22 protein-coding genes and 2 tRNA genes are annotated in these 20,464 nt (G+C 32.9%); 11 read left to right on the top strand and 13 right to left on the bottom strand.

Annotated elements, in window-relative coordinates; translation table 11 throughout:
• Positions 1-12: 12 nt before the first annotated feature.
• Together HGK31_RS11705 and HGK31_RS11700 are read left to right on the top strand one after the other, a co-directional pair.
• Complete coding sequence (locus HGK31_RS11705) at positions 13-684, top strand: Crp/Fnr family transcriptional regulator (protein ID WP_191860153.1); 672 nt, start codon at positions 13-15, stop codon at positions 682-684.
• Between the two features lie 215 nt (positions 685-899).
• Complete coding sequence (locus HGK31_RS11700; RefSeq protein WP_191860151.1) at positions 900-1,475, top strand: TlpA family protein disulfide reductase; 576 nt, start codon at positions 900-902, stop codon at positions 1,473-1,475.
• Positions 1,476-1,478: 3 nt separating this feature from the next.
• Here HGK31_RS11700 and HGK31_RS11695 read toward each other — a convergent pair.
• Positions 1,479-1,564: transfer RNA gene (locus tag HGK31_RS11695), tRNA-Leu, on the bottom strand.
• 54 nt (positions 1,565-1,618) lie between these two features.
• Positions 1,619-1,691: transfer RNA gene (locus HGK31_RS11690), tRNA-Lys, on the bottom strand.
• Between the two features lie 129 nt (positions 1,692-1,820).
• On the opposite strand from HGK31_RS11690, the gene HGK31_RS11685 reads away from it, so the two are divergent.
• Positions 1,821-2,339: a shikimate kinase gene (locus HGK31_RS11685; protein ID WP_191860149.1), complete on the top strand. Its 519-nt coding sequence runs from the start codon at positions 1,821-1,823 to the stop codon at positions 2,337-2,339.
• Here the strand turns inward: HGK31_RS11685 and HGK31_RS11680 are convergent.
• Entirely contained in the window at positions 2,331-2,837 is a 507-nt protein-coding gene (locus tag HGK31_RS11680) for a phosphoribosyltransferase family protein (protein ID WP_104736333.1), read from the bottom strand. The two genes, HGK31_RS11685 and HGK31_RS11680, sit on opposite strands and share 9 nt — an antisense overlap.
• A 47-nt stretch (positions 2,838-2,884) precedes the next feature.
• Positions 2,885-3,259: an RNA-binding S4 domain-containing protein gene (locus HGK31_RS11675; RefSeq protein ID WP_191860147.1), complete on the bottom strand. Its 375-nt coding sequence runs from the start codon at positions 3,257-3,259 to the stop codon at positions 2,885-2,887.
• Positions 3,260-3,340: 81 nt separating this feature from the next.
• On the opposite strand from HGK31_RS11675, the gene HGK31_RS11670 reads away from it, so the two are divergent.
• Positions 3,341-4,390, top strand: coding sequence for an FKBP-type peptidyl-prolyl cis-trans isomerase (locus HGK31_RS11670; RefSeq protein WP_191860145.1), 1,050 nt, complete (start codon positions 3,341-3,343; stop codon positions 4,388-4,390).
• A 65-nt stretch (positions 4,391-4,455) separates the two neighbouring features.
• On the opposite strand, the gene HGK31_RS11665 is transcribed toward HGK31_RS11670, so the two are convergent.
• From HGK31_RS11665 to HGK31_RS11650, 4 genes are read right to left on the bottom strand one after another with little or no spacing between them, the layout of a single operon-like run.
• Positions 4,456-5,040 (bottom strand): outer membrane beta-barrel protein, encoded by a 585-nt coding sequence (locus tag HGK31_RS11665; RefSeq protein WP_191860143.1) that lies wholly within the window; start codon positions 5,038-5,040, stop codon positions 4,456-4,458.
• Positions 5,041-5,087: 47 nt separating this feature from the next.
• Positions 5,088-6,041 carry a transketolase family protein gene (locus tag HGK31_RS11660; protein WP_191860142.1) on the bottom strand — a complete coding sequence of 318 codons (954 nt, stop codon included), beginning with the start codon at positions 6,039-6,041 and terminating at the stop codon, positions 5,088-5,090.
• Entirely contained in the window at positions 6,038-6,760 is a 723-nt protein-coding gene (locus HGK31_RS11655) for a hypothetical protein (RefSeq protein WP_191860140.1), read from the bottom strand. Before HGK31_RS11655 ends, HGK31_RS11660 begins: the two co-directional genes overlap by 4 nt.
• Positions 6,761-7,606 carry a transketolase gene (locus tag HGK31_RS11650; RefSeq protein WP_191860138.1) on the bottom strand — a complete coding sequence of 282 codons (846 nt, stop codon included), beginning with the start codon at positions 7,604-7,606 and terminating at the stop codon, positions 6,761-6,763.
• A gap of 173 nt (positions 7,607-7,779) precedes the next feature.
• Between HGK31_RS11650 and tgt the strand changes: the two genes are divergently transcribed.
• The 7 genes from tgt to HGK31_RS11615 all read left to right on the top strand — a co-directional run bounded on the left by tgt (position 7,780) and on the right by HGK31_RS11615 (position 15,967).
• The gene (gene tgt, locus HGK31_RS11645) at positions 7,780-8,910 is read left to right on the top strand and encodes a tRNA guanosine(34) transglycosylase Tgt (RefSeq protein ID WP_191860136.1); all 1,131 of its coding nucleotides are present in this window, start codon (positions 7,780-7,782) and stop codon (positions 8,908-8,910) included.
• Between the two features lie 5 nt (positions 8,911-8,915).
• Entirely contained in the window at positions 8,916-9,992 is a 1,077-nt protein-coding gene (locus HGK31_RS11640) for an LptF/LptG family permease (RefSeq protein ID WP_191860134.1), read from the top strand.
• Complete coding sequence (locus HGK31_RS11635; protein ID WP_191860132.1) at positions 9,979-10,875, top strand: DMT family transporter; 897 nt, start codon at positions 9,979-9,981, stop codon at positions 10,873-10,875. Before HGK31_RS11640 ends, HGK31_RS11635 begins: the two co-directional genes overlap by 14 nt.
• 62 nt (positions 10,876-10,937) lie before the next feature.
• Positions 10,938-11,891: an acetyl-CoA carboxylase carboxyltransferase subunit alpha gene (locus tag HGK31_RS11630; RefSeq protein WP_191860130.1), complete on the top strand. Its 954-nt coding sequence runs from the start codon at positions 10,938-10,940 to the stop codon at positions 11,889-11,891.
• A gap of 168 nt (positions 11,892-12,059) precedes the next feature.
• A complete protein-coding gene (dnaB, locus tag HGK31_RS11625) occupies positions 12,060-13,595 on the top strand; it encodes a replicative DNA helicase (protein WP_104736343.1) in 1,536 nt (511 codons plus the stop codon).
• Positions 13,596-13,626: 31 nt separating this feature from the next.
• A complete protein-coding gene (locus HGK31_RS11620; protein WP_191860128.1) occupies positions 13,627-14,646 on the top strand; it encodes an AI-2E family transporter in 1,020 nt (339 codons plus the stop codon).
• 136 nt (positions 14,647-14,782) lie between these two features.
• Positions 14,783-15,967 (top strand): asparagine synthetase B, encoded by a 1,185-nt coding sequence (locus HGK31_RS11615; protein ID WP_394368045.1) that lies wholly within the window; start codon positions 14,783-14,785, stop codon positions 15,965-15,967.
• On the opposite strand, the gene HGK31_RS11610 is transcribed toward HGK31_RS11615, so the two are convergent.
• From HGK31_RS11610 to thrS, 5 genes are all read right to left on the bottom strand, one after another.
• Positions 15,964-16,737, bottom strand: coding sequence for a sulfite exporter TauE/SafE family protein (locus HGK31_RS11610; RefSeq protein WP_191860124.1), 774 nt, complete (start codon positions 16,735-16,737; stop codon positions 15,964-15,966). The two genes, HGK31_RS11615 and HGK31_RS11610, sit on opposite strands and share 4 nt — an antisense overlap.
• Before the next feature lie 140 nt (positions 16,738-16,877).
• Positions 16,878-17,222, bottom strand: coding sequence for a 50S ribosomal protein L20 (rplT, locus tag HGK31_RS11605; protein ID WP_104736347.1), 345 nt, complete (start codon positions 17,220-17,222; stop codon positions 16,878-16,880).
• Positions 17,223-17,311: 89 nt separating this feature from the next.
• Positions 17,312-17,509 carry a 50S ribosomal protein L35 gene (gene rpmI / locus HGK31_RS11600; RefSeq protein ID WP_104736348.1) on the bottom strand — a complete coding sequence of 66 codons (198 nt, stop codon included), beginning with the start codon at positions 17,507-17,509 and terminating at the stop codon, positions 17,312-17,314.
• A 60-nt stretch (positions 17,510-17,569) separates the two neighbouring features.
• Positions 17,570-18,124, bottom strand: coding sequence for a translation initiation factor IF-3 (infC, locus tag HGK31_RS11595; RefSeq protein ID WP_205527099.1), 555 nt, complete (start codon positions 18,122-18,124; stop codon positions 17,570-17,572).
• Positions 18,125-18,152: 28 nt separating this feature from the next.
• Positions 18,153-20,090, bottom strand: a complete 1,938-nt coding sequence (gene thrS / locus HGK31_RS11590; protein ID WP_191860122.1) for a threonine--tRNA ligase — start codon at positions 20,088-20,090, stop codon at positions 18,153-18,155.
• Positions 20,091-20,464 lie beyond the last annotated feature (374 nt).

Raw genomic sequence — 20,464 nt, 5'->3', positions numbered from 1 at the left:
ATTTATATTGCAATGAACTCACTATGGTTTTTTGAAGATGTGAATCTTTTTAAAGTATTTTGTCCGCATAAATTTAAAGATTATAAAAGTAATCATGATTTTGATGCTTACAAGAAGAAGGATTACATTTACTTTGAACAAGACGCTGCCAATAAAATATATCTAATAGAGAAAGGGAAGGTAAAAATTGGTTATTATAATGAAAATGGAGGTGAAGTTGTAATGGCAATTTTGACCCGAGGAGAGTTATTTGGTGAGAAGGCAATACTCGGTGAATCTAAACGAGATGAATTTGCTCAATCTATTGACAATACAACTTCCATTTGTCAGATAGGCGTAGAAACCATGCATGACCTTATGCGGAAAAATCAAACGTTTAGTTTCAAAATATATAAGTTCATAGGTGTTAAATTCAAAAAACTTGAAAGACGTTTACAATTACTACTGTTTAAGGACACGAAAACACGTTTGATGGAGTTTTTAGATGAATTATGTACCGAGTATGGTTATAATTGTGATAAAACAGGAGATCATATTATCAAGCATCCTTATACTCAAAAGGACATGGCGTCCCTAATAGGTACATCTAGACCTACTTTAAATACTTTGTTTAAAGAACTAAAAGAAGAAAATTATCTTCAATTTTCTAGAAAAGAAATTAGAATTTTAAAAAAAGCTGTATAGTTATTTTCGCTGGTGTTTTTTTAGGAGTGCAGGATAATAAAGTTCCTTTCATTGAAAACATAAAATCAGAATATACTGTTTATCGAAATACCTGTTTCGTTATTTTTGATTTTAGGCTTACTCGTTGAAGATAGTTTAGTTTGCAGATAATAAATACTAATGTTGTGCTGTTAAGTTAAGAAGTATAGTTTCGTAATAAAATCACAATTTGTTTTATGAAGACTTCCAAAATAAAATTAAGTAATGTTATATTTCTAGTAGTAATTCTATTATTAATTATTCCGCAAACCAGACAGCCAATTCAAGTTTTTATACAAAAAGGATTTGCTATGATAAGTCCTTCTAAAACGGAAGAATCAGCGCAAAAACAGCTTTCAGATTATCAATGGGAGTTGGTAGATCAAGATGGTAATATTTTAAATTTTAAAGATGTAAAAGGCAAGGTCGTGTTTTTAAATTTTTGGGCTACTTGGTGCCCGCCTTGTATAGCTGAAATGCCAAGTATTGATGCGCTCTATCAAGATTATAATGAAGAGGTTGTATTCCTTTTAGTTTCAAATGAAAACGCCAATAAAGTGAAGCAGTTTTTGTCTGATAATGAATACAATTTGAATTACTATAATACACTTACAGTAGCTCCAAAAGTTTTGAGTTCTAATAGCATTCCACAAACGTACGTTATTGATAAATATGGAAAAATAAGAATCGAAAAGAATGGTGCTGCCAATTGGAATAGTGACACCGTAAGAAACTTACTGAATGAGCTTCTGAAATCAGAATACCCATTGTAATTGTGCGCACGAGAAGACTCGAACTTCCACGACCAAAAGCGGTCACTAGCCCCTCAAGCTAGCGCGTCTACCAATTCCGCCACGTGCGCTTAATAATTAAGTCAAAAATAAAAAAAGTTAAGCATTCGCTTAACTTTTTTTTGTGACCGGGCTGGGGCTCGAACCCAGGACCCTCTCCTTAAAAGGGAGATGCTCTACCAACTGAGCTACCCGGTCATTTGTTTTCTCTAATGAGGGTGCAAATATAAAATGTTTAATTAATAAAACAATACTTTTTTTAGATAAATTTTTGTTTTTTTGTTGCTTACTTTGTTAGGGTGTTAATAATCAATTTCAAACAGGTTTATGAATATTTTTTTGCTTGGTTATATGGGTAGTGGGAAGTCTTATGTTGGACAAAAATTGAGTAAGGTACTTGATATGCCATTTGTAGATTTAGACGATTATATTGAAAAGAAAGAGGGGAGAACTATTGAGCAGATTTTTAATTCAAAAGGAGAAATATATTTTAGGAAGTTAGAAAATGCATGTTTAAAGGAACTTATTAAATCGAATCTCAATGCAGTAATTGCTCTAGGTGGAGGAACACCTTGCTATGCAAATAACATGGAGTTGATTTCAAATAGCCAAAGTTCTAAAAGTATTTATCTACAAGTATCAATACAAGAACTATCAAAACGATTATTTGATGAGAAGCATAACCGACCGTTGTTGAAATTTATAAATTCAAATGATGAGTTGCTCGAGTTTATTGGTAAACACCTATTTGAGCGAAAAGATTTTTATAACAAAGCAGATTTAACCATTGATGCTAACGGTGAACCAAGTGAAATAATTGAAAAAATTATTTTAAAGTTATTTTAAAAAAGCCTCGTAGGGTTTAGCTTTTAATATGACGTCAATATGCTCATGTAATGAAGTAGAAAGCGAAATCCCCTTGAAATCAGCTTTTACAGGATATTTTTTATGGTTTCTGTTAACTAATACAGCTGTTTTAAACCGTTTTAAAGGTACATCAAGAAAATGTTTTACACCATATACCAAAGTTGTTCCTGAATTAAGGACATCATCAATTAGTACCACTGATTTATTTTTGTAATCTTCAGCGTTTATAGATGTTTTAATTACGTTTCTAGGATTTTTTTTATCAATTTCCACACGGCAAAGAATAATATTAATGGGAGATATTTTTGTTAATATTGTTTTTAATTTCTTCGCCAAAATATAACCATTCGAATCTATTCCTGCCAAAATCACTTCTGTTTCATCTACATTGCTCTCATAAATTTGATAGGCAATTCGCCTTATCTTATTCACAATGTCGTCATGATCTAATATGGTGTTCTTGATACTAGGTTTCATTTTTAGTATTTTTTCAAAGATAAAATAGAAATCTCAAAATATAGTGTTTAGCTATCAATTTCTTCAGTAAAGTCATCAATATCGCGCCTGTCTTTTTTTGTAGGTCTTCCAGAGCCTTTTTTTCTATAATAATCTTTTGAATATTTCAATAATTCATTCGCTGCAAATGCTTCTTTTGGTGTGGTATCAGTTCTATAAATGTCTACTAGTTTTGCACCAACACGATTGGGAGGTATGTCATTGATGGTTAGTGTAAAATTAATTTGATCTTTTCGTAATTGAATTTTATCTGTAGGATAAACATCTCGGCTAGGTTTCACAATTTCATCATTTACCCTTACATGCCCTTTTTTACATGCGGTTGTTGCAAGTGACCTTGTTTTATAATATCTAACACACCATAAATACTTATCTATTCGCATAAAATTCGTCTAAAAACTACGTTAATGTTATTGCACAAAATTATTTAAAAATTGTATCTTGCTGCACAAAAATAGGCAATAATGAAATTAAGAAAATTTACTTTACCATTATTATTAGGTTTTGTATTCTTTATTGGATGTAATAATGATGATGATACACCAACTGCCATACCTGACAGAGATCGAGGTGTGGTTTATGAGGAGGATTTGGCGGAGATTGAAGCATTTTTAAATTCTCATTTTTATAACTATGAGGATTTTGACTTTACAGATCCATACAGTCCAGCTAACGATTCTTTTCAAATTGAGTTTACACCTTTAAGTGAAGACCCTAGCAAAACACCATTAATTGACATGGTTGATTTTAAAATTGTCACTGATAGAAATATTGACTACAAACTTTATTTCCTAAATGTAAGGGAAGGACAAGGTAATCTTGTGCATTTTTGTGATCAAGCATTTGTAACTTATGAAGGGAGTCTGACAACAGGGTATGTTTTTGACAGTGCTGTATCACCAAGTGGTTTTAATTTGATAACTGCAGGATCTGAAGTTGGCGTGGTAAAAGGATTTCAGCAAGGTATTATTGAATTTAAAACAAGTACAGGTTTTACTGACAATGGTAATGGTACAGTTTCATATCATAATCATGGTATTGGTGCTGTTTTTATTCCTTCTGGATTAGGATATTTTTCCCAACCACTTGTCGGAGTCGATAGTTACACACCTTTAATTTTTAAATTTAGTTTATATGAGCGTGTGATTAAAGATCATGATAATGACAATATTCCTTCTTTTTTAGAGGATTTGAATGAAAATGGTGATGTTTATGATGATGATACAGATGGGGACTTTGGGCCAAATTTCATAGATAACGATGATGATGGCGATGGTTATTTTACCAAAGATGAAGTTGAGTTAATGTCATATGATGAAGATGATACAATGACACCATTTATGTCTGAAGAAGAGGCACAATCATATTTTGATAATAATGCCTTAGCCAATGAGATTTTTGATAGTATAGATGATAATAATGATGGGACTTTTACATTGAACACTGTTATAATTACAGATTCTAATGGAGATGGTACGCCAGATTATTTAGATAAGAATACAACACCTGAATAAATATTTAAATTTCATTTAAAAAAGCCGCTGTATTTTGAGAACCTCAATGAACAGCGGCTTTTTTTTTATAGAATTAGAGACAAGCTTAGTATTAACTGATCGGGTCGCGTATCTATTCTACTTATTCCCAATCCATTGTTGTTAAGAAAAGTAGCCTCATTTTCTTTGAAACCACGTTCATAACGTAAATCAATTCCTAATTTCTTTAAGCTAAAACCTACACCAAAATTTAAGCCAACCGTAAAATCGTTTTCAACTTCACTAATTGAAACACCATCAAATTCTGTATCCAATATATATTGTAGCGAAGGACCAGCGAATATATTGAAATGCCTAAAGAATGTAATGCCAGCTAAAAGCGGCGCATCAATCTTTTGCATTTTGAAGCTATCGTTATCATAATCGCTTTTTGTACTTGTATAAACTAGTTCAGGTTTAAAATAAATCTGTTTACCAATTTTTCCAAATACACCAAAGTGAAAACCGACATTTCTTTCTGGATTTTTTGCATTGGAGTTAATTGATTCAAAGTAATCGCCATTAGCATTGTAGTTTATACCTCCTTTAAATCCAAAACCGTTTGCTGTTTGGGCGTGTAGCTGATTAGTAAATAAAAGACAAGCCAAAAGGCTTAAAACTAAATATCTCATAATTGTTGTTTTTTGATTACAACAAATAAAACGAGATAAACAAGTTTTTATTTTCGTTTCATAACTTTTTCTACTGCCTTAACAATGGCATCACTATTTAGGCCGTACTTTTCCATTAACTGGGCTGGTGTGCCAGATTCTCCAAACGTATCATTAGTGGCAACAAACTCTTGAGGTGTTGGTCTGTTGGTAGCTAGAACTCGTGCAACGCTTTCGCCTAAACCACCTAGATGATTGTGTTCTTCAGCTGTAACAATACAGCCAGTTTTTGAAACAGATTCTAAAATAGCTTTATCATCAAGTGGTTTTATAGTGTGAATATTTATGACTTCGGCAGAAACACCTTTTTCATTAAGTTCTTTGGTAGCTTCTAAAGCCTCCCAAACTAAATGTCCAGTGGCTACTATAGTCACATCACTCCCTTCTGTTAAATGTAGAGCTTTACCAATTTCAAAGGTTTGATTCTCTGGAGTAAAATTGGCGACTTTAGGTCTGCCAAAACGCAAATAAACAGGCCCATTATGTTCTGCTATTGCTATAGTTGCTGCCTTGGTTTGATTGTAGTCACAAGGATTAATAACGACCATACCAGGTAGCATTTTCATTAGACCAATGTCTTCTAATATTTGATGAGTAGCTCCATCTTCACCAAGAGTTAATCCTGCATGCGAAGCGCAGATTTTCACATTTTTACCTGAATAAGCAACACTCTGACGTATTTGATCATATACACGACCTGTGGAAAAGTTTGCAAAAGTTCCAGTAAATGGTATTTTACCACCAATTGTCAAACCTGCAGCTAGACCAATCATATTAGCTTCAGCAATTCCAACTTGAAAAAAACGATCTGGGTGATTGGCTTTAAAATCGTCCATTTTAAGGGAACCTATTAAATCAGCACAAAGTGCAACGACATTTTCATTGGTTTGTCCTAATTCGGTTAAGCCAGCTCCAAAGCCTGAACGTGTATCTTTACTTCCTGTATTTGTGTATGTTTTCATTGTTGTATATGATTGTAGTGTGGTGTATTAGTTTTTCTTTTAGGGTAGACTTCGTCAATTTTAAATTCAAAATTAAAATCAATTAAATCAATAATAATATTATTTGATTCATAAGAAATTTTACCATCCTCAAGATGTATTATTTTTTCCAAATGTTTATGGTCAGCAATTTTTAAATTATAGGTTTCTGAAACATAATTTTTAATCGAATTAGGACTATTTATATCATAATTATCGTTTAACCCAAAGAAATAGTAATGTTCTGAAATGATTTTCTTTCTTTTTGAATTTTTAAAACTAGTTAAATGAATAATTGTTTTGTGGTTTATTGAATCTGTCTCAAATTCAAATTCTTCAACATAGTTTTTGTAATTCTTACTTTTGCCATAATTTACAACAGTGTATAGTTTTGAATTATTTAACTTATTTAGGTCTTCAACCGACTTATATTCAAAATTCATGTCGAAGCTTATTGAGTTTTTCTCTTTACGATCACTTAATCTTACCTCTCTCATAGAGTTGTTAATCCTCATGTAAAGACTATAGGTTGAGTCCTTTTGATTTTGGAATAAAATGGTTTTACCCATAAATCCATTGGAGTAGTTTTTTGTATTAGAAATTGTTACTACATCAAAATAATAACTTCTCTTCAAATTATCTTGAGAGAACGTTAAATTTGAAGTTACAAAGACTAATACTAATAAAAATACTCTTATCATTTAATAATCCCCTAAAGTTTCTGCATTCTGTGCCAATCCAATTTCTAATTGCTCATCATTTGGGGCTTTACCATGCCATGCATGGGTGTGCATCATAAAATCTACGCCATTTCCCATAACGGTTTTAAGCAGTACACAAACAGGTTTTCCTTGTCCTGTTTTAGATTTTGCAACCTTCATGCCTTTTAAAATTTCTTCAAGATTATTACCTTGATTAATTTCAATAACAGTCCATCCAAATGCTTCAAATTTTTCTTTAACATTACCCAATGGTAATACAACGTCTGTTGGTCCATCAATTTGCTGTCCGTTTAAATCTATGGTTGCAATTATATTGTCAACATTGTTACCTGCAGCATACATGATAGCTTCCCAGTTTTGTCCTTCCTGCAATTCACCATCACCATGTAAGCTGTAAATTAAATGTGAATCATTATTTAGTTTTTTGGCTTGTGCTGCACCAAGAGCAACTGACATACCTTGACCTAAAGACCCTGAAGCAATACGAATACCAGGTAACCCTTCGTGGGTAGTTGGATGACCTTGCAGTCTTGAATCTATGATTCTGAACGTATTTAATTCTTCAACAGGAAAATATCCAGATCTAGCTAAAACACTATAATATACAGGCGAAATATGACCGTTGGAAAGGAAGAATAAATCTTCACCAATACCGTCCATTTCAAAATCATCATGACGTTCCATGATGTCATTATAGAGTGCTACAAAAAATTCTGCACAACCTAAAGAACCTCCTGGATGACCAGAATTTACTTTATGAACCATTCTTAAAATGTCTCTGCGCACTTGGGTTGTTAAATCTTCTAATTGTTGAATATTTGCCATGATAGGTAATTACATTTTTATGGGTGCAAAAATATGTTTTTATCATAGCTTATAAAAGAAAATGATTTGTATTGTTAACAAGGTATCGCTATTGTTAATAAGTTAATTTAATTACAATTGTAACGCTTAAATTATTCAGTTAATTATCTTTGTCCCTTCATCATTTATTGAATATGAAATTTGAATTAAAAGGAAGAGATCTACAGTCAAAAGCCCGAGCAGGAGTTATAACAACAGATCACGGCAAAATTGAAACACCAATTTTTATGCCTGTAGGAACAGTAGCTTCTGTAAAAGGTGTTCATCAGCGAGAGCTGAAAAATGACATAAATCCAGATATAATTTTAGGTAATACCTATCATCTTTACTTAAGACCACAAACTGATATTTTGGAGCAAGCTGGTGGTTTGCATAAATTTATGAATTGGGATCGAAATATTTTGACCGATTCTGGAGGCTATCAAGTGTATTCGCTTTCAGCCAACAGAAAAATTAAAGAAGAAGGGGTCAAATTCAAATCGCATATTGACGGTAGTTACCATACATTTACACCAGAGAATGTTATGGAAATTCAGCGGGTTATTGGAGCTGATATTATCATGGCTTTTGATGAGTGTACACCATATCCTTGTGACTATAACTATGCTAAACGCTCAATGCATATGACTCACAGGTGGTTGGACAGGTGTATTAATCATTTAGAAAAAACGCCTTTGAAGTATGATTATAATCAAGCTTTTTTTCCCATTGTTCAAGGTAGTACTTATAAGGATTTAAGAAAACAATCAGCAGAATATATAGCAAACGCGGGAGCTGTAGGCAATGCCATTGGAGGATTATCGGTTGGAGAACCTGCCGAAGAAATGTACGAAATGACTGAAGTGGTAACCAATATTCTTCCTGAAGAAAAACCAAGGTATTTAATGGGTGTTGGTACACCAATAAATATTCTGGAAAATATTGCACTTGGAGTGGATATGTTTGATTGTGTAATGCCTACTCGTAATGCGAGAAATGGTATGCTTTTTACAGCACATGGTACTATAAACATTAAAAATCTTAAATGGAAAGATGATTTTTCACCTTTAGATGAAATGGGTATAACCTTTGTAGATAACGAATATTCTAAAGCTTATGTCAGACATTTATTTACAGTCAATGAGCTATTGGGCAAACAGATAGCTACCATTCATAATCTAGGGTTTTACATGTGGTTGGTTCGTGAAGCAAGAAAACATATATTAGCTGGTGATTTTAAAGTTTGGAAAGATAAAATGGTAAAGCAAATGGATAATCGTTTGTAGTCAAAATGAAGATTTTAGATTGGTACATACTAAAGCGCTATTTGTTTACATTTTTTGTAATGTTGCTGTTATTCATTCCCATTGGTATAACAGTTCATTTAGCTGAAAAAATTGGAAAAATTCTAGAAAACAAAGTGCCGTTTAGTGAGGTTATGTTATATTTTTTAGACTTTACTATTTACTTTGCGCATTTACTGTTTCCACTGTTTTTATTCCTTTCGGTTATTTGGTTTACATCCAAATTGGCCAATAATACCGAGGTTATTGCTTTCTTAAGTTCTGGAGTGTCTTTCTCACGTTTTTTAAGACCTTATATGTTTGGTGCGCTTATCGTATCAATATTGGCATTGGCGTTAGGACTCTATTTGGCACCTATGGCTAGTAAAGGGTTTAATGATTTTAATTACAAATATTTAAAGAATAACAAAAGTGCCGTTGATAATCAAAATGTATTTAGGCAAATAAATGATAACGATTACATATATGTTAGTAGCTTTGATGCCAAGCAAAATCTTGGACAAAATTTCACTTTAGAGCATATTGTTGATAACGAATTGGTCTATAAAATTAGTGCCAATTCCATAAGGTATATGGAAAAGGATACTACCTATCGTTTAATGTCTTATGTAAAGCGCACTATTGGAGAAAATGGAGATATTATTGAAAATGCTAGAAGAAAGGATACGCTTTTTAGTTTTGATTTAGAAGATTTAACTCCGGTAGAATACATTGCAGAAACGCTGCCATATGGCGAGTTAAACAAATTTATTGAAAAGGAAGAAAAACGAGGCTCATCATATATTAGTCGCTATAAATTGGTGCAATATAGAAAATGGAGTTTGCCTGTCTCGGTATTTATTTTAACTATTATTGCGGTGGCAGTTTCTTCTATAAAACGTCGTGGTGGAATGGGAGTAAACCTAGCTTTTGGGATATGTATTGCAATGGTCTTTGTGTTTTTTGATAAAATCTTTGGAGTTTTGGCATCGCAATCAGATTTTCCACCTTTAGTGGCTGTGTGGTTTCCAAATGTATTATTTGGTATTTTAGCTGCTTATTTACTGTATAATGCCAAACGATAAGCTAAAAAATTACTTACACCTTCATGTTCTGGTGTTTATTGCAGGATTTACAGCTATTCTCGGTCAACTTATCACAATTGAAGCTATACCATTGGTATGGTATCGTATGCTATTTGCTCTTGTCTTTATAGGATTGTATGCTTATTTTTCTAAAGCAAACGTCAAGATTCCTTTTAAATCCATTTTAAAATTAAGTTTTGCAGGTATTTTAATCGCATTGCATTGGATTACTTTTTTTGGGTCAATTAAGGCTTCTAACATTTCAATCGCACTAGCCATGTTTTCAACGGGTGCATTTTTTGCATCTTTGATAGAGCCTATGATTTACAAACGAAAAATTATTTGGTACGAAATTGTTTTTGGAGTAATCGTAATTGTAGGAGTTTATATTATAACGCAGAGTGAGCTTAAACATTTATTAGGAATTGTTCTAGGCATTATTTCAGCTTTTTTTTCATCAATGTTTGCTGTGTTAAATGGGAAATTTTTAGAGAAACATACAGCAACTGTAATTACCTTTTATGAATTTATAAGTGGTGTACTTTTCATAAGTGTTTATTTGTTTATTGCTAAAAACGGTTTTTCTCAAATATTCTTTACTTTACATCTTTCAGATTTTATTTACTTATTTATTTTAGCATCTATCTGCACAGCTTATGCCTTTATTGCTTCAGTATATGTTATGCGATATATTAGTCCTTATACAGTTGTATTAACTTATAATTTAGAACCTATTTATGGGATTGTATTAGCTATAATTATTTTTCCTGAAAAGGAAAAAATGAGTTTGGATTTTTATATCGGAGCTATTGTTATTATTAGTGTGGTTTTAATTAATGGAATCTTAAAGAATACGAAAAAAGCAAAAAGAAAACTCTCATAACATTTTAAGACAATTAAAGTTTTTATATTTGTACACTAACTAAAATTTAATTACAAATTTCTATGGAATATTTAGAATTTGAACTTCCTATTAAAGAATTAGAAGAGCAACTAGAAAAATGTCAGGTTATTGGTGAAGAAAGTGATGTTGATGTTACAGAGACCTGTAAACAGATTGAAAAAAAATTATTAGCTACCAAAAAAGAGATATATAAAAACTTAACGCCTTGGCAGCGTGTACAAATGTCTCGTCACCCTAACAGGCCTTATACTTTAGATTATATCAAAGCGCTTTGTGGTGATTCCTTTTTGGAATTACATGGTGATAGAAACGTTAAGGATGATAAAGCCATGATTGGTGGTTTGGGAAAAATCGGAGATCAAAGTTTTATGATTGTTGGTCAACAAAAAGGATATAATACCAAAACCAGACAATATCGCAATTTTGGAATGGCAAATCCTGAAGGCTATAGAAAGGCTTTAAGATTAATGAAATCTGCCGAAAAGTTTGGAATACCTGTTATTACTTTAATTGATACACCTGGTGCTTATCCAGGACTTGAAGCCGAAGAACGTGGGCAAGGTGAAGCCATTGCCAGAAATATCTTGGAAATGACACGCCTAAAAGTACCAATCATTACGGTTATAATTGGTGAAGGTGCTTCTGGAGGTGCTTTGGGTATAGGTGTAGGAGATAGAGTTCTTATGCTTGAAAATACTTGGTATTCTGTTATTTCACCTGAATCCTGTTCATCCATTCTTTGGAGAAGTTGGGAATATAAAGAACAAGCAGCAGATGCTCTGAAGTTAACGGCAAAAGATATGAAGCGATTGAAACTGGTTGATGAAATTATTAAAGAACCACTTGGTGGTGCTCACAATGATCGTGAAAAAACATATTTAGCGGTTAGAGATACTATTTTGAAAACTCATGATGAATTAAAAAACTTATCACCAAAAGATTTGGTGTCAAATAGAATGGAAAAATATTTGGAAATGGGTGTTTTTAAAGGGTAACTTCCCTATAATCATACAACCTATAAATCTGAAATTTTGTATTTCAGATTTTTTTATGCTTATTAACAATAAAATCAACTTATTAACAGTTAGATTGTTAATTTACGGTTAACAATGTAACTTCTTTGACGCTTCTAATATAGCGTTGTTTTAACTACTTTCGTCAACATGAAACAACCAAACCAAATTAAAGGATATCAAGTAGATAAAAGCACTCTAATTAATCTTGAAAAAGGGAAAATACCTCCTCAAGCAATTGATTTAGAGGAGGTTGTGCTTGGAGCAATGATGATCGATAAAAAAGGAGTCGATGAGGTTATTGATATTTTGAGCCCTGATGCTTTTTATAAAGAAGCCCATCAACATATTTTTGAGGCAATATTTCAACTATTTGAGAATAGTGAGCCTATTGACTTATTAACCGTTTCGAGCCAATTAAAGAAAAATTCAAGATTGGAAGTTTCTGGAGGTGATTTTTACCTCATTTCATTGACACAAAAGGTCTCATCTTCAGCACATATTGAGTTCCATGCACGTATAATTCTACAGAAGTTTATTCAGCGTAGTTTGATTAAAATTTCGAATGAAATTATTGAAGATTCCTATGACGAAACCAAAGACGTCTTTGATTTATTAGATAAAGCAGAATCTAAACTTTATGAAGTTACACAAGGAAACATAAAAAAATCAAGTGAAACGGCTCAAGATCTAGTTATTCAAGCAAAAAAGAAGATTGAAGAAATCTCCAATAAAGAAGGCTTAAGTGGTATTCCTACAGGATTTGGCAAACTTGATAAGCTCACATCTGGTTGGCAACCTTCAGATTTAATAATTGTTGCAGCTCGTCCAGGTATGGGTAAAACAGCACTCACCCTATCTATGGCGAGGAATATTGCTGTTGATCAAAACATTCCAGTGGCATTCTTTTCATTAGAGATGGCTTCAGTACAATTAATTACTAGATTGATTTCTAGTGAAACAGGTTTATCATCTGAAAAATTGCGTACTGGAAAATTGGAAAAGCATGAATGGGAACAATTAAACGTTAAAGTAAAAGGATTAGAAAAGGCACCTTTATTTATAGATGATACGCCTTCTTTATCTATTTTTGATTTACGTGCAAAAGCCAGGCGTTTATCATCCCAACATGGTATTAAATTGATTATGATTGATTACTTGCAGTTGATGACTGGTGGTAGTAGTCATGGTGGTAATCGTGAGCAGGAAATTTCTATGATTTCAAGAAACTTGAAAGCATTGGCAAAAGAATTAGACGTGCCAGTCATTGCACTTTCGCAGCTGTCTCGTGCAGTTGAAACGCGAGGTGGTAGCAAACGTCCATTGCTCTCTGATTTACGTGAATCTGGTGCTATTGAGCAAGATGCTGATATCGTTAGTTTTATCTACCGACCTGAATATTATAAAATTGACGAATGGGATGATGAAGAACGTTCGCCAACTGAAGGTCAAGCAGAATTTATTGTAGCAAAACACAGAAACGGTGGACTTGAAAATATCAGACTGAAGTTTATTGGGCATTTAGGTAAATTTGATAATTTGGATGATTTTGACACGCCATTTGACCATGAGTTTCATTCAAAAATGAATGATGCCGCAAATGATAACACATTCAAGCCCGATAATTTTCCAAGTCCAAATGACGCTTTTGGTGCGCCAGAAGAGGATAATGATGTGCCTTTTTAGTTTTTATTGTAACTAGCCCTAATCGTAAATCATGGAACAGAGAAGAACCACTAATATATTGTTATTAATAATAGTAATACCACTGGTGTTCTATTTATTAAAGATATTATCGTTCATATTCATACCACTTATTTTTTCAATGTTTATCGCTCTGCTGTTTTTACCGCTAATGAGATGGCTTGGTAAAAAAAAGGTGCCTAAAGCAGTAAGTATTATAATAGTTGCTTTAATTATTGCCGGTGGAATGAAAATAGGAGTTGAGCTGGTTCAAATATCTAGCCGTGAAATATTAAATTCTGAAACTGATTTTTTTGTAAAGGCTGAAGAAAAGTTTGATTTATTGTTATTAACTGCGCAAGAAACTTTTGGGTTTCAAATTGAAGACAAGAAAAGTGTCCTAAAAGAGTTTATTCATACAGAAAACATCAGTGTAACTATCGAATTTATTCGTAAAACAATAACCATGATTTTAATGACTGCTTTTTTTGTAGTCTTATGGTTGGCAGAATCTATTAATATTCAAAAAGTACTAAACACTATTGTGCTTAAGCAGAAGCATACCTCTGTAAAGACTTTTGTGAAAATTGAAAAAGACCTTATTACATTTATAAAAGTTAAGTTTCTGGTAAGTGCTGCTACAGGAATATGTACAGGTTTAGCCTGTTATATATTTGGAGTGAGTTTCCCTATATTTTGGGGACTTTTTGCTTTTCTAATAAATTTCGTTCAAATGGTTGGCTCCATAATAACAGTAGTAATGCTATCAATTTTTGCATTCATCGAGTTAGATCCAACAAGCACATTATTCTTTTTTGTAGTGGCTATAACCAGTGTTCAGGTGCTATTCGGTACGATACTTGAGCCTATATTTATGGGTAAGTCATTTTCATTAAATGTTATAACAGTTCTGGTAATGCTTATGCTATGGGGTTATATTTGGGGTGTTCCAGGACTGATTATGTCCATACCTATTACAGTTTTTTTAAAAATTATGTTAGAACAATTCCCTAATACCAAAGTTATTGCCAACTTATTATCTGGTAAGCACTAACAATGCAAGGTTAAATTTGTTTTAAAACGATTGAAAAGGTATATTTTTTGAGTATATTTCGATTATGAAAAAGATATTACTTGTAGTATTTATGCTCCTGTCTATTAAGACGTTTGCATCCTATATTCTCATTCCTATGGATGCCGAGACTCAAAAAAATCATTTAAAAGCTTATGGAATTACCTATTGGACACTTGAGCAACAACTCAAAGTAAAATGGTTATTAAATTATAGAGGAGGTTCTTTTTTATTACCAGATTCTGAACGCATTCAGAAGGAATGTCAAATTAGAGGGGTTTCCTTTGAAGTGCTTTCTAACTCCAAAGCAGAATCCATTTTAGAAGAGATCAGTAGTCCAAGTAAAAATATGGAAGCAGTGGTCTTGGAAAAAGCACCTAAAATAGCTGTCTATACACCTAAAGGTAAACTACCTTGGGATGATGCGGTAACTATGGTTTTAACATACGCTGAAATCCCTTACGAAACTATTTACGACGAAGAGGTTCTGGAAGATGGGTTATTATTATTTGATTGGCTTCATCTACATCACGAAGATTTCACAGGACAATATGGTAAATTTTATGCCAATTATCGAACCGCAGCCTGGTATATTGAAGAAAAGAAAGAAGCTGAAGCTTTGGCAACGAAATTAGGATTTGATAAGGTTTCCGAAGAGAAATTAGCAGTGGCAAAAAAAATAAGAGATTATGTTATAGGTGGCGGCTTTATGTTCGCCATGTGTAGTGCTACTGATAGTTTTGATATTGCTTTGTCGGCCGAAGGAGTTGATATTTGTGAGCCTATGTTTGATGGAGACCCTAGTGACCCAAGTTATCAATCGAAAATTGAATATAATAGAACTTTCGCTTTCAAAGATTTTACTTTAGAGCGAAGTCCGATGGTTTATGAATTTTCATCAATTGATATGACTCAAAAACGAAGAATTCCAAAAATGACTGATTATTTTACACTTATGGATTTTTCGGCTAAATGGGATCCAATTCCAACTATGCTTTGTCAGAATCATACAGCTCTAGTTAAAGGTTTTATGGGCCAAACAACAGCATTTACAAGAGATGAAATAAAATCTAATGTATTGGTTATGGGTGAAAATAAAACCAATGGCGAAGCCAAATATATCCATGGTATTAAAGGGAAAGGGTTCTTTACATTTTATGGAGGCCATGACCCTGAAGATTATACGCATAGAGTAGGAGACCCTAAAACAGAATTAGATTTATATCCAACATCTCCTGGTTATCGGTTAATATTGAATAATGTTTTGTTTCCAGCTGCTAAAAAGAAAAAGCAAAAAACCTAAAGTAATCCTACGCCTAGCGCAATTGATATTGCAATAAGTAATACTGCTACTAACTTTTGGATAAATTCTAGAGTGACTTTTTTCAACATTTTATTCCCAAAATAGGCCCCAACAATGGCTGAAATAGTTGCACAAAGTATAAGTGGAATATTATCATTTAGCCCAGATTCTAAAAAACGTGTTGAATACATGGATATTCTAGTAAAATCCACAAAAGCCGAAATGACAACTGCAGAACCGATAAAAACTTCTTTAGTCAGACCTGCATTAATTAAGAAGGCACTTCTTAACGCACCTTGATGACCTGAAAGACCACCAAAAAAACCGCTTAAAAAACCACCAATTGGTAGATGCTTTTTCTTAAAGTTTAGTTTTTTTAAGAAAGGTAGAAGCTCAATAATAGCAAAAGCAATCAGTAGTATAGCTATGATAAGCTTTACTGGTGTAATAATAAACAGCTTGTTACCGATTGTATATTCATACAAAGGTGTTAAATCAGTTATATTTATTAGCAAATAAGCACCAAGAAATGAAGCGATAACTGCTGGAATTCCAAAATAAATAAGCACATTTTTGTTTGCATTTTTACCGACCAGAAATAGCTTATAAATATTATTGAAAAAATGTACTACACCTGTTAGAGCTATAGCGATTTCAACAGGGAAGAATAATGAAAAGGCAGGTAATAAAATAGTTCCTAGCCCAAATCCGGAAAAGAAGGTTAAAATTGACGCAACAAAAGCGACCAAACAAATAATAACATAATCCATGAGTGTAAAGTTATGGTTTTTATCTTTTTGTTTCTCGAGGCAATTATTATTAAAAAAATCTAGAATTTTGATTAAAAAAAAACCGACTCATATGAGTCGGTTTTTATAAGCGAAATATGTTTTACAATAGGCGAAACGCCTTACTTTACTTTGTTTACTATTGCCGCAAATGCTTCTGGGTTATTCATAGCTAAATCGGCTAAAACCTTACGGTTTAATTCGATATTGTTAGCTTTTAATTTACCCATAAACTGCGAATAAGACATACCGTGTTGTCTGGCACCTGCATTAATACGTGTAATCCATAAGGCACGGAATGTTCTCTTTTTGTTTCTACGGTCTCTATACGAGTATTGCATCGCTTTATCAACCGCATTTTTTGCTACTGTCCAAACGTTTTTACGACGTCCAAAGTAACCTTTTGCTTGTTTAAGAACCTTTTTTCTTCTGGCTCTTTTTGCTACAGAATTTACTGATCTTGGCATAATTTTAATTGTTTTTGTAGTAGGCGACCGTTTCCGATACTTTAATTGAGCCTAACTCCAGGGTTTATAAATAATTTAACCGAACGTTATTACTTTAAACGTAATTGTTCTTTAATGCTGTCAACATCATGATCATGTACCAAAGTACTATGAGTTAATGCTAACTTACGCTTTTTAGACTTCTTTGTTAAGATATGACTTTTAAAAGCGTGCTTTCTTTTAATTTTTCCAGTACCAGTGATTTTAAATCTCTTTTTGGCACTAGATTTCGTTTTCATTTTAGGCATCTTTTCTTCCTAGTTTAATTTACTTCGCTTATTATTTTAAACCTGAATTATTCAGGATTTTTATTTCGTTTTTTTAGGGGCTATAAACATGGTCATACGTTTACCTTCTAATTTCGGCATTTGCTCTACTTTACCAATTTCCTCTAAATCTTGTGCTAGACGTAATAGTAAAATTTGACCTTGTTCTTTAAAGACAATTGAACGTCCTTTAAAGAACACAAAAGCTTTTAATTTAGCACCTTCTTTTAAGAACTTTTCAGCATGCTTCTTTTTAAACTCGTAATCGTGATCATCGGTTTGTGGACCAAAACGAATTTCTTTCACTACTACTTTAGAAGCCTTTGCTTTCAAAGCCTTTTCACGTTTCTTTTGCTCATAAAGAAACTTTTTATAATCCATTACTTTACATACAGGTGGATCTGCTTTTGGTGAAATTTCTACAAGGTCTAAACCCTGTTCATCAGCTATTGTTAGTGCTTGTTTCGTTGGATAGATTCCTACTTCAACATTATCACCTACTAAGCGTACTTTTTCTGCTCTAATTTTAGAGTTGATTCTGTGTTGATCTTCCTGATTTACTCGCCTTGGAGCTTGTCTTCTTCTACGTATTGCTATGGCTTTATAATTTTAGTTTAACTTATTTTTAAAATTGTTTTAAATTTTTATTTATTTCATTCTCAACAATTTGTGCAAAATCTAGTACACTTATCATGCCAAGATCTTCACCTCCATGTTGACGAACAGAAATCTTATCCTCCTGTTCTTCATTCTCACCAACAATTATCATATATGGGATTTTTTTCATTTCGGCTTCCCGAATTTTTTTACCCATCGTCTCGTTCCTATTGTCAATTAGGGCGCGAATTTCGTGATTTTCTAACAAATTTAAAACTTTTTTAGCGTATTTTTCATATTTCTCACTAATTGACAGTACAATAACTTGATCTGGAACTAGCCATAATGGGAAATTTCCTGCCGTATGTTCTAGCAAGATAGCTACAAAACGTTCCATACTTCCAAACGGAGCTCGGTGAATCATTACGGGTCTGTGTAATTCATTATCACTGCCTTTGTAAGTTAAATCGAAACGTTCAGGAAGGTTGTAATCAACTTGAATGGTTCCCAACTGCCATTGTCTGCCAAGTGCATCTTTTACCATGAAATCTAATTTTGGACCATAAAAGGCAGCTTCACCAGTTTCAACAACATAATTAAGACCTTTATCTTTTGCTGCATTCAGAATAGCAGATTCTGCCTTTTCCCAATTTTCGTCACTACCTATATATTTTTCTGGATTTTCAGGATCTCGCAGAGAAACTTGAGCTGTGAAATTTTCAAATCCTAGTGATCCAAATACATAAAGTACCAAATCAATAACATCTTTAAATTCTTTGTCTAGTTGATCTGGCGTACAAAATAAATGCGCGTCATCTTGTGTGAAGCCACGCACTCTAGTTAATCCATGCAACTCACCACTCTGTTCATAGCGATATACAGTTCCAAATTCAGCAAAACGCTTCGGTAAATCTTTATAAGACCATTGGTTGTTTTTGTAAATCTCACAATGGTGAGGACAATTCATAGGTTTTAATAAAAATTCTTCATCTTCTTTTGGAGTATGAATGGGTTGAAAGCTATCTTCACCATATTTAGCGTAATGTCCAGATGTTACATAAAGCTCTTTTTGACCAATATGTGGTGTTACAACCATTTCATAACCAGCTTTCTTTTGAGCACTTTTCAAGAAATTCTCTAATCGTTCTCTCAATGCTGCTCCTTTAGGGAGCCATAATGGTAGCCCTTGTCCAACCTTTTGTGAAAAAGTAAACAGATCAAGTTCTTTACCAAGTTTTCTATGGTCACGCTTTTTGGCCTCTTCAAGCAGTTCTAAATATTCAGTTAGTTCTTTTTGTTTTGGAAAAGAAATCCCATAAACACGAGTTAACTGTTTGTTGTTTTCATCACCTTTCCAATAGGCACCAGCTACACTTAATATTTTTACAGCTTTGACAATTCCAGTATTAGGAATATGTCCACCACGACATAAATCGGTAAAAGTAGAATGGTCGCAAAACGTAATGGTTCCATCTTCCAAGCCATTAACTAATTCAACTTTATATTCATTATTACCTTTGTAATAGGATAAGGCTTCATCTTTTGTTACTGAACGCATATTAAACTCATGTTTTCCACGAGCTATTTCCAGCATCTTATTTTCAATAGTTTTAAAGTCTTTTTCCGAAATGGTATCGTTACCTAAATCTATATCATAATAAAACCCATTTTCAATGGCTGGCCCTACCCATAGTTTGGCTAAAGGGTATAATTCTTCAATAGCTTGAGCTAGTATATGAGCAGATGAATGCCAGAAGGCTTTTTTACCTTGGTCGTCATTCCATGTATACAATATAAGACTGCCGTTTTCGGTTAAGGGTGTTTTAGTTTCAACTATTGTGTCGTTGAATTTAGCCGAAATAACATTTCTAGCCAACCCTTCACTTATAGATTTAGCCACATCCATAGGAGTGGTATTCTTTTCAACCGATTTTATACTACCATCTGGTAATGTAATTTCTATCATTATATATATGTCATATTTTGAAGACGCAAAGATAATAGGTTATTAATTGACATACAATATATACTATGGAGTAATTATATAATTATTTTAAGTTGCAACTTATTGAAAACAAGGGCTTAAAAAATACTTTATAAAAAAGGTAAAAAAAAGTTTGTTTAGAAGATAGAAAGGGTTGTATATTTGCGCCCTCGTTAGCGTCACATTAGTGAAGTAAACGAAAAGGTTCAGGGATTATTATTGGTTTTTTGTGAGGGGTTAAAAAATAATTTTAATTTTTTTTCAAAAACGTTTGTGGGTAAAAAAAAGAGTATTTATATTTGCACCCGCTTAAGAGATAAACGCCTTAAGAACCGAGAGAAAAAGTTCATAGACAT

Origin of the sequence: Hanstruepera ponticola (genome assembly GCF_012931685.1) — a bacterium.
Lineage (GTDB): Bacteria > Bacteroidota > Bacteroidia > Flavobacteriales > Flavobacteriaceae > Hanstruepera > Hanstruepera ponticola.
This window is presented reverse-complemented; position numbering and strand designations above follow the sequence as displayed.

Coding starts and splice junctions, on each gene's coding strand:
- HGK31_RS11655 (WP_191860140.1), bottom strand. CDS start 6,760: ATGATAAGAGTATTTTTATTAGTATTAGTCTTTGTAACTTCAAATTTA.
- HGK31_RS11610 (WP_191860124.1), bottom strand. CDS start 16,737: ATGGATTATGTTATTATTTGTTTGGTCGCTTTTGTTGCGTCAATTTTA.
- HGK31_RS11660 (WP_191860142.1), bottom strand. CDS start 6,041: ATGAAAACATACACAAATACAGGAAGTAAAGATACACGTTCAGGCTTT.
- dnaB (WP_104736343.1), top strand. CDS start 12,060: ATGAAACAACCAAACCAAATTAAAGGATATCAAGTAGATAAAAGCACT.
- rplT (WP_104736347.1), bottom strand. CDS start 17,222: ATGCCAAGATCAGTAAATTCTGTAGCAAAAAGAGCCAGAAGAAAAAAG.
- HGK31_RS11685 (WP_191860149.1), top strand. CDS start 1,821: ATGAATATTTTTTTGCTTGGTTATATGGGTAGTGGGAAGTCTTATGTT.
- HGK31_RS11615 (WP_394368045.1), top strand. CDS start 14,783: ATGGATGCCGAGACTCAAAAAAATCATTTAAAAGCTTATGGAATTACC.
- HGK31_RS11630 (WP_191860130.1), top strand. CDS start 10,938: ATGGAATATTTAGAATTTGAACTTCCTATTAAAGAATTAGAAGAGCAA.
- HGK31_RS11640 (WP_191860134.1), top strand. CDS start 8,916: ATGAAGATTTTAGATTGGTACATACTAAAGCGCTATTTGTTTACATTT.
- HGK31_RS11650 (WP_191860138.1), bottom strand. CDS start 7,606: ATGGCAAATATTCAACAATTAGAAGATTTAACAACCCAAGTGCGCAGA.
- HGK31_RS11680 (WP_104736333.1), bottom strand. CDS start 2,837: ATGAAACCTAGTATCAAGAACACCATATTAGATCATGACGACATTGTG.
- HGK31_RS11700 (WP_191860151.1), top strand. CDS start 900: ATGAAGACTTCCAAAATAAAATTAAGTAATGTTATATTTCTAGTAGTA.
- HGK31_RS11705 (WP_191860153.1), top strand. CDS start 13: ATGAACTCACTATGGTTTTTTGAAGATGTGAATCTTTTTAAAGTATTT.
- HGK31_RS11665 (WP_191860143.1), bottom strand. CDS start 5,040: ATGAGATATTTAGTTTTAAGCCTTTTGGCTTGTCTTTTATTTACTAAT.
- tgt (WP_191860136.1), top strand. CDS start 7,780: ATGAAATTTGAATTAAAAGGAAGAGATCTACAGTCAAAAGCCCGAGCA.
- thrS (WP_191860122.1), bottom strand. CDS start 20,090: ATGATAGAAATTACATTACCAGATGGTAGTATAAAATCGGTTGAAAAG.
- HGK31_RS11670 (WP_191860145.1), top strand. CDS start 3,341: ATGAAATTAAGAAAATTTACTTTACCATTATTATTAGGTTTTGTATTC.
- HGK31_RS11635 (WP_191860132.1), top strand. CDS start 9,979: ATGCCAAACGATAAGCTAAAAAATTACTTACACCTTCATGTTCTGGTG.
- HGK31_RS11620 (WP_191860128.1), top strand. CDS start 13,627: ATGGAACAGAGAAGAACCACTAATATATTGTTATTAATAATAGTAATA.
- HGK31_RS11675 (WP_191860147.1), bottom strand. CDS start 3,259: ATGCGAATAGATAAGTATTTATGGTGTGTTAGATATTATAAAACAAGG.
- rpmI (WP_104736348.1), bottom strand. CDS start 17,509: ATGCCTAAAATGAAAACGAAATCTAGTGCCAAAAAGAGATTTAAAATC.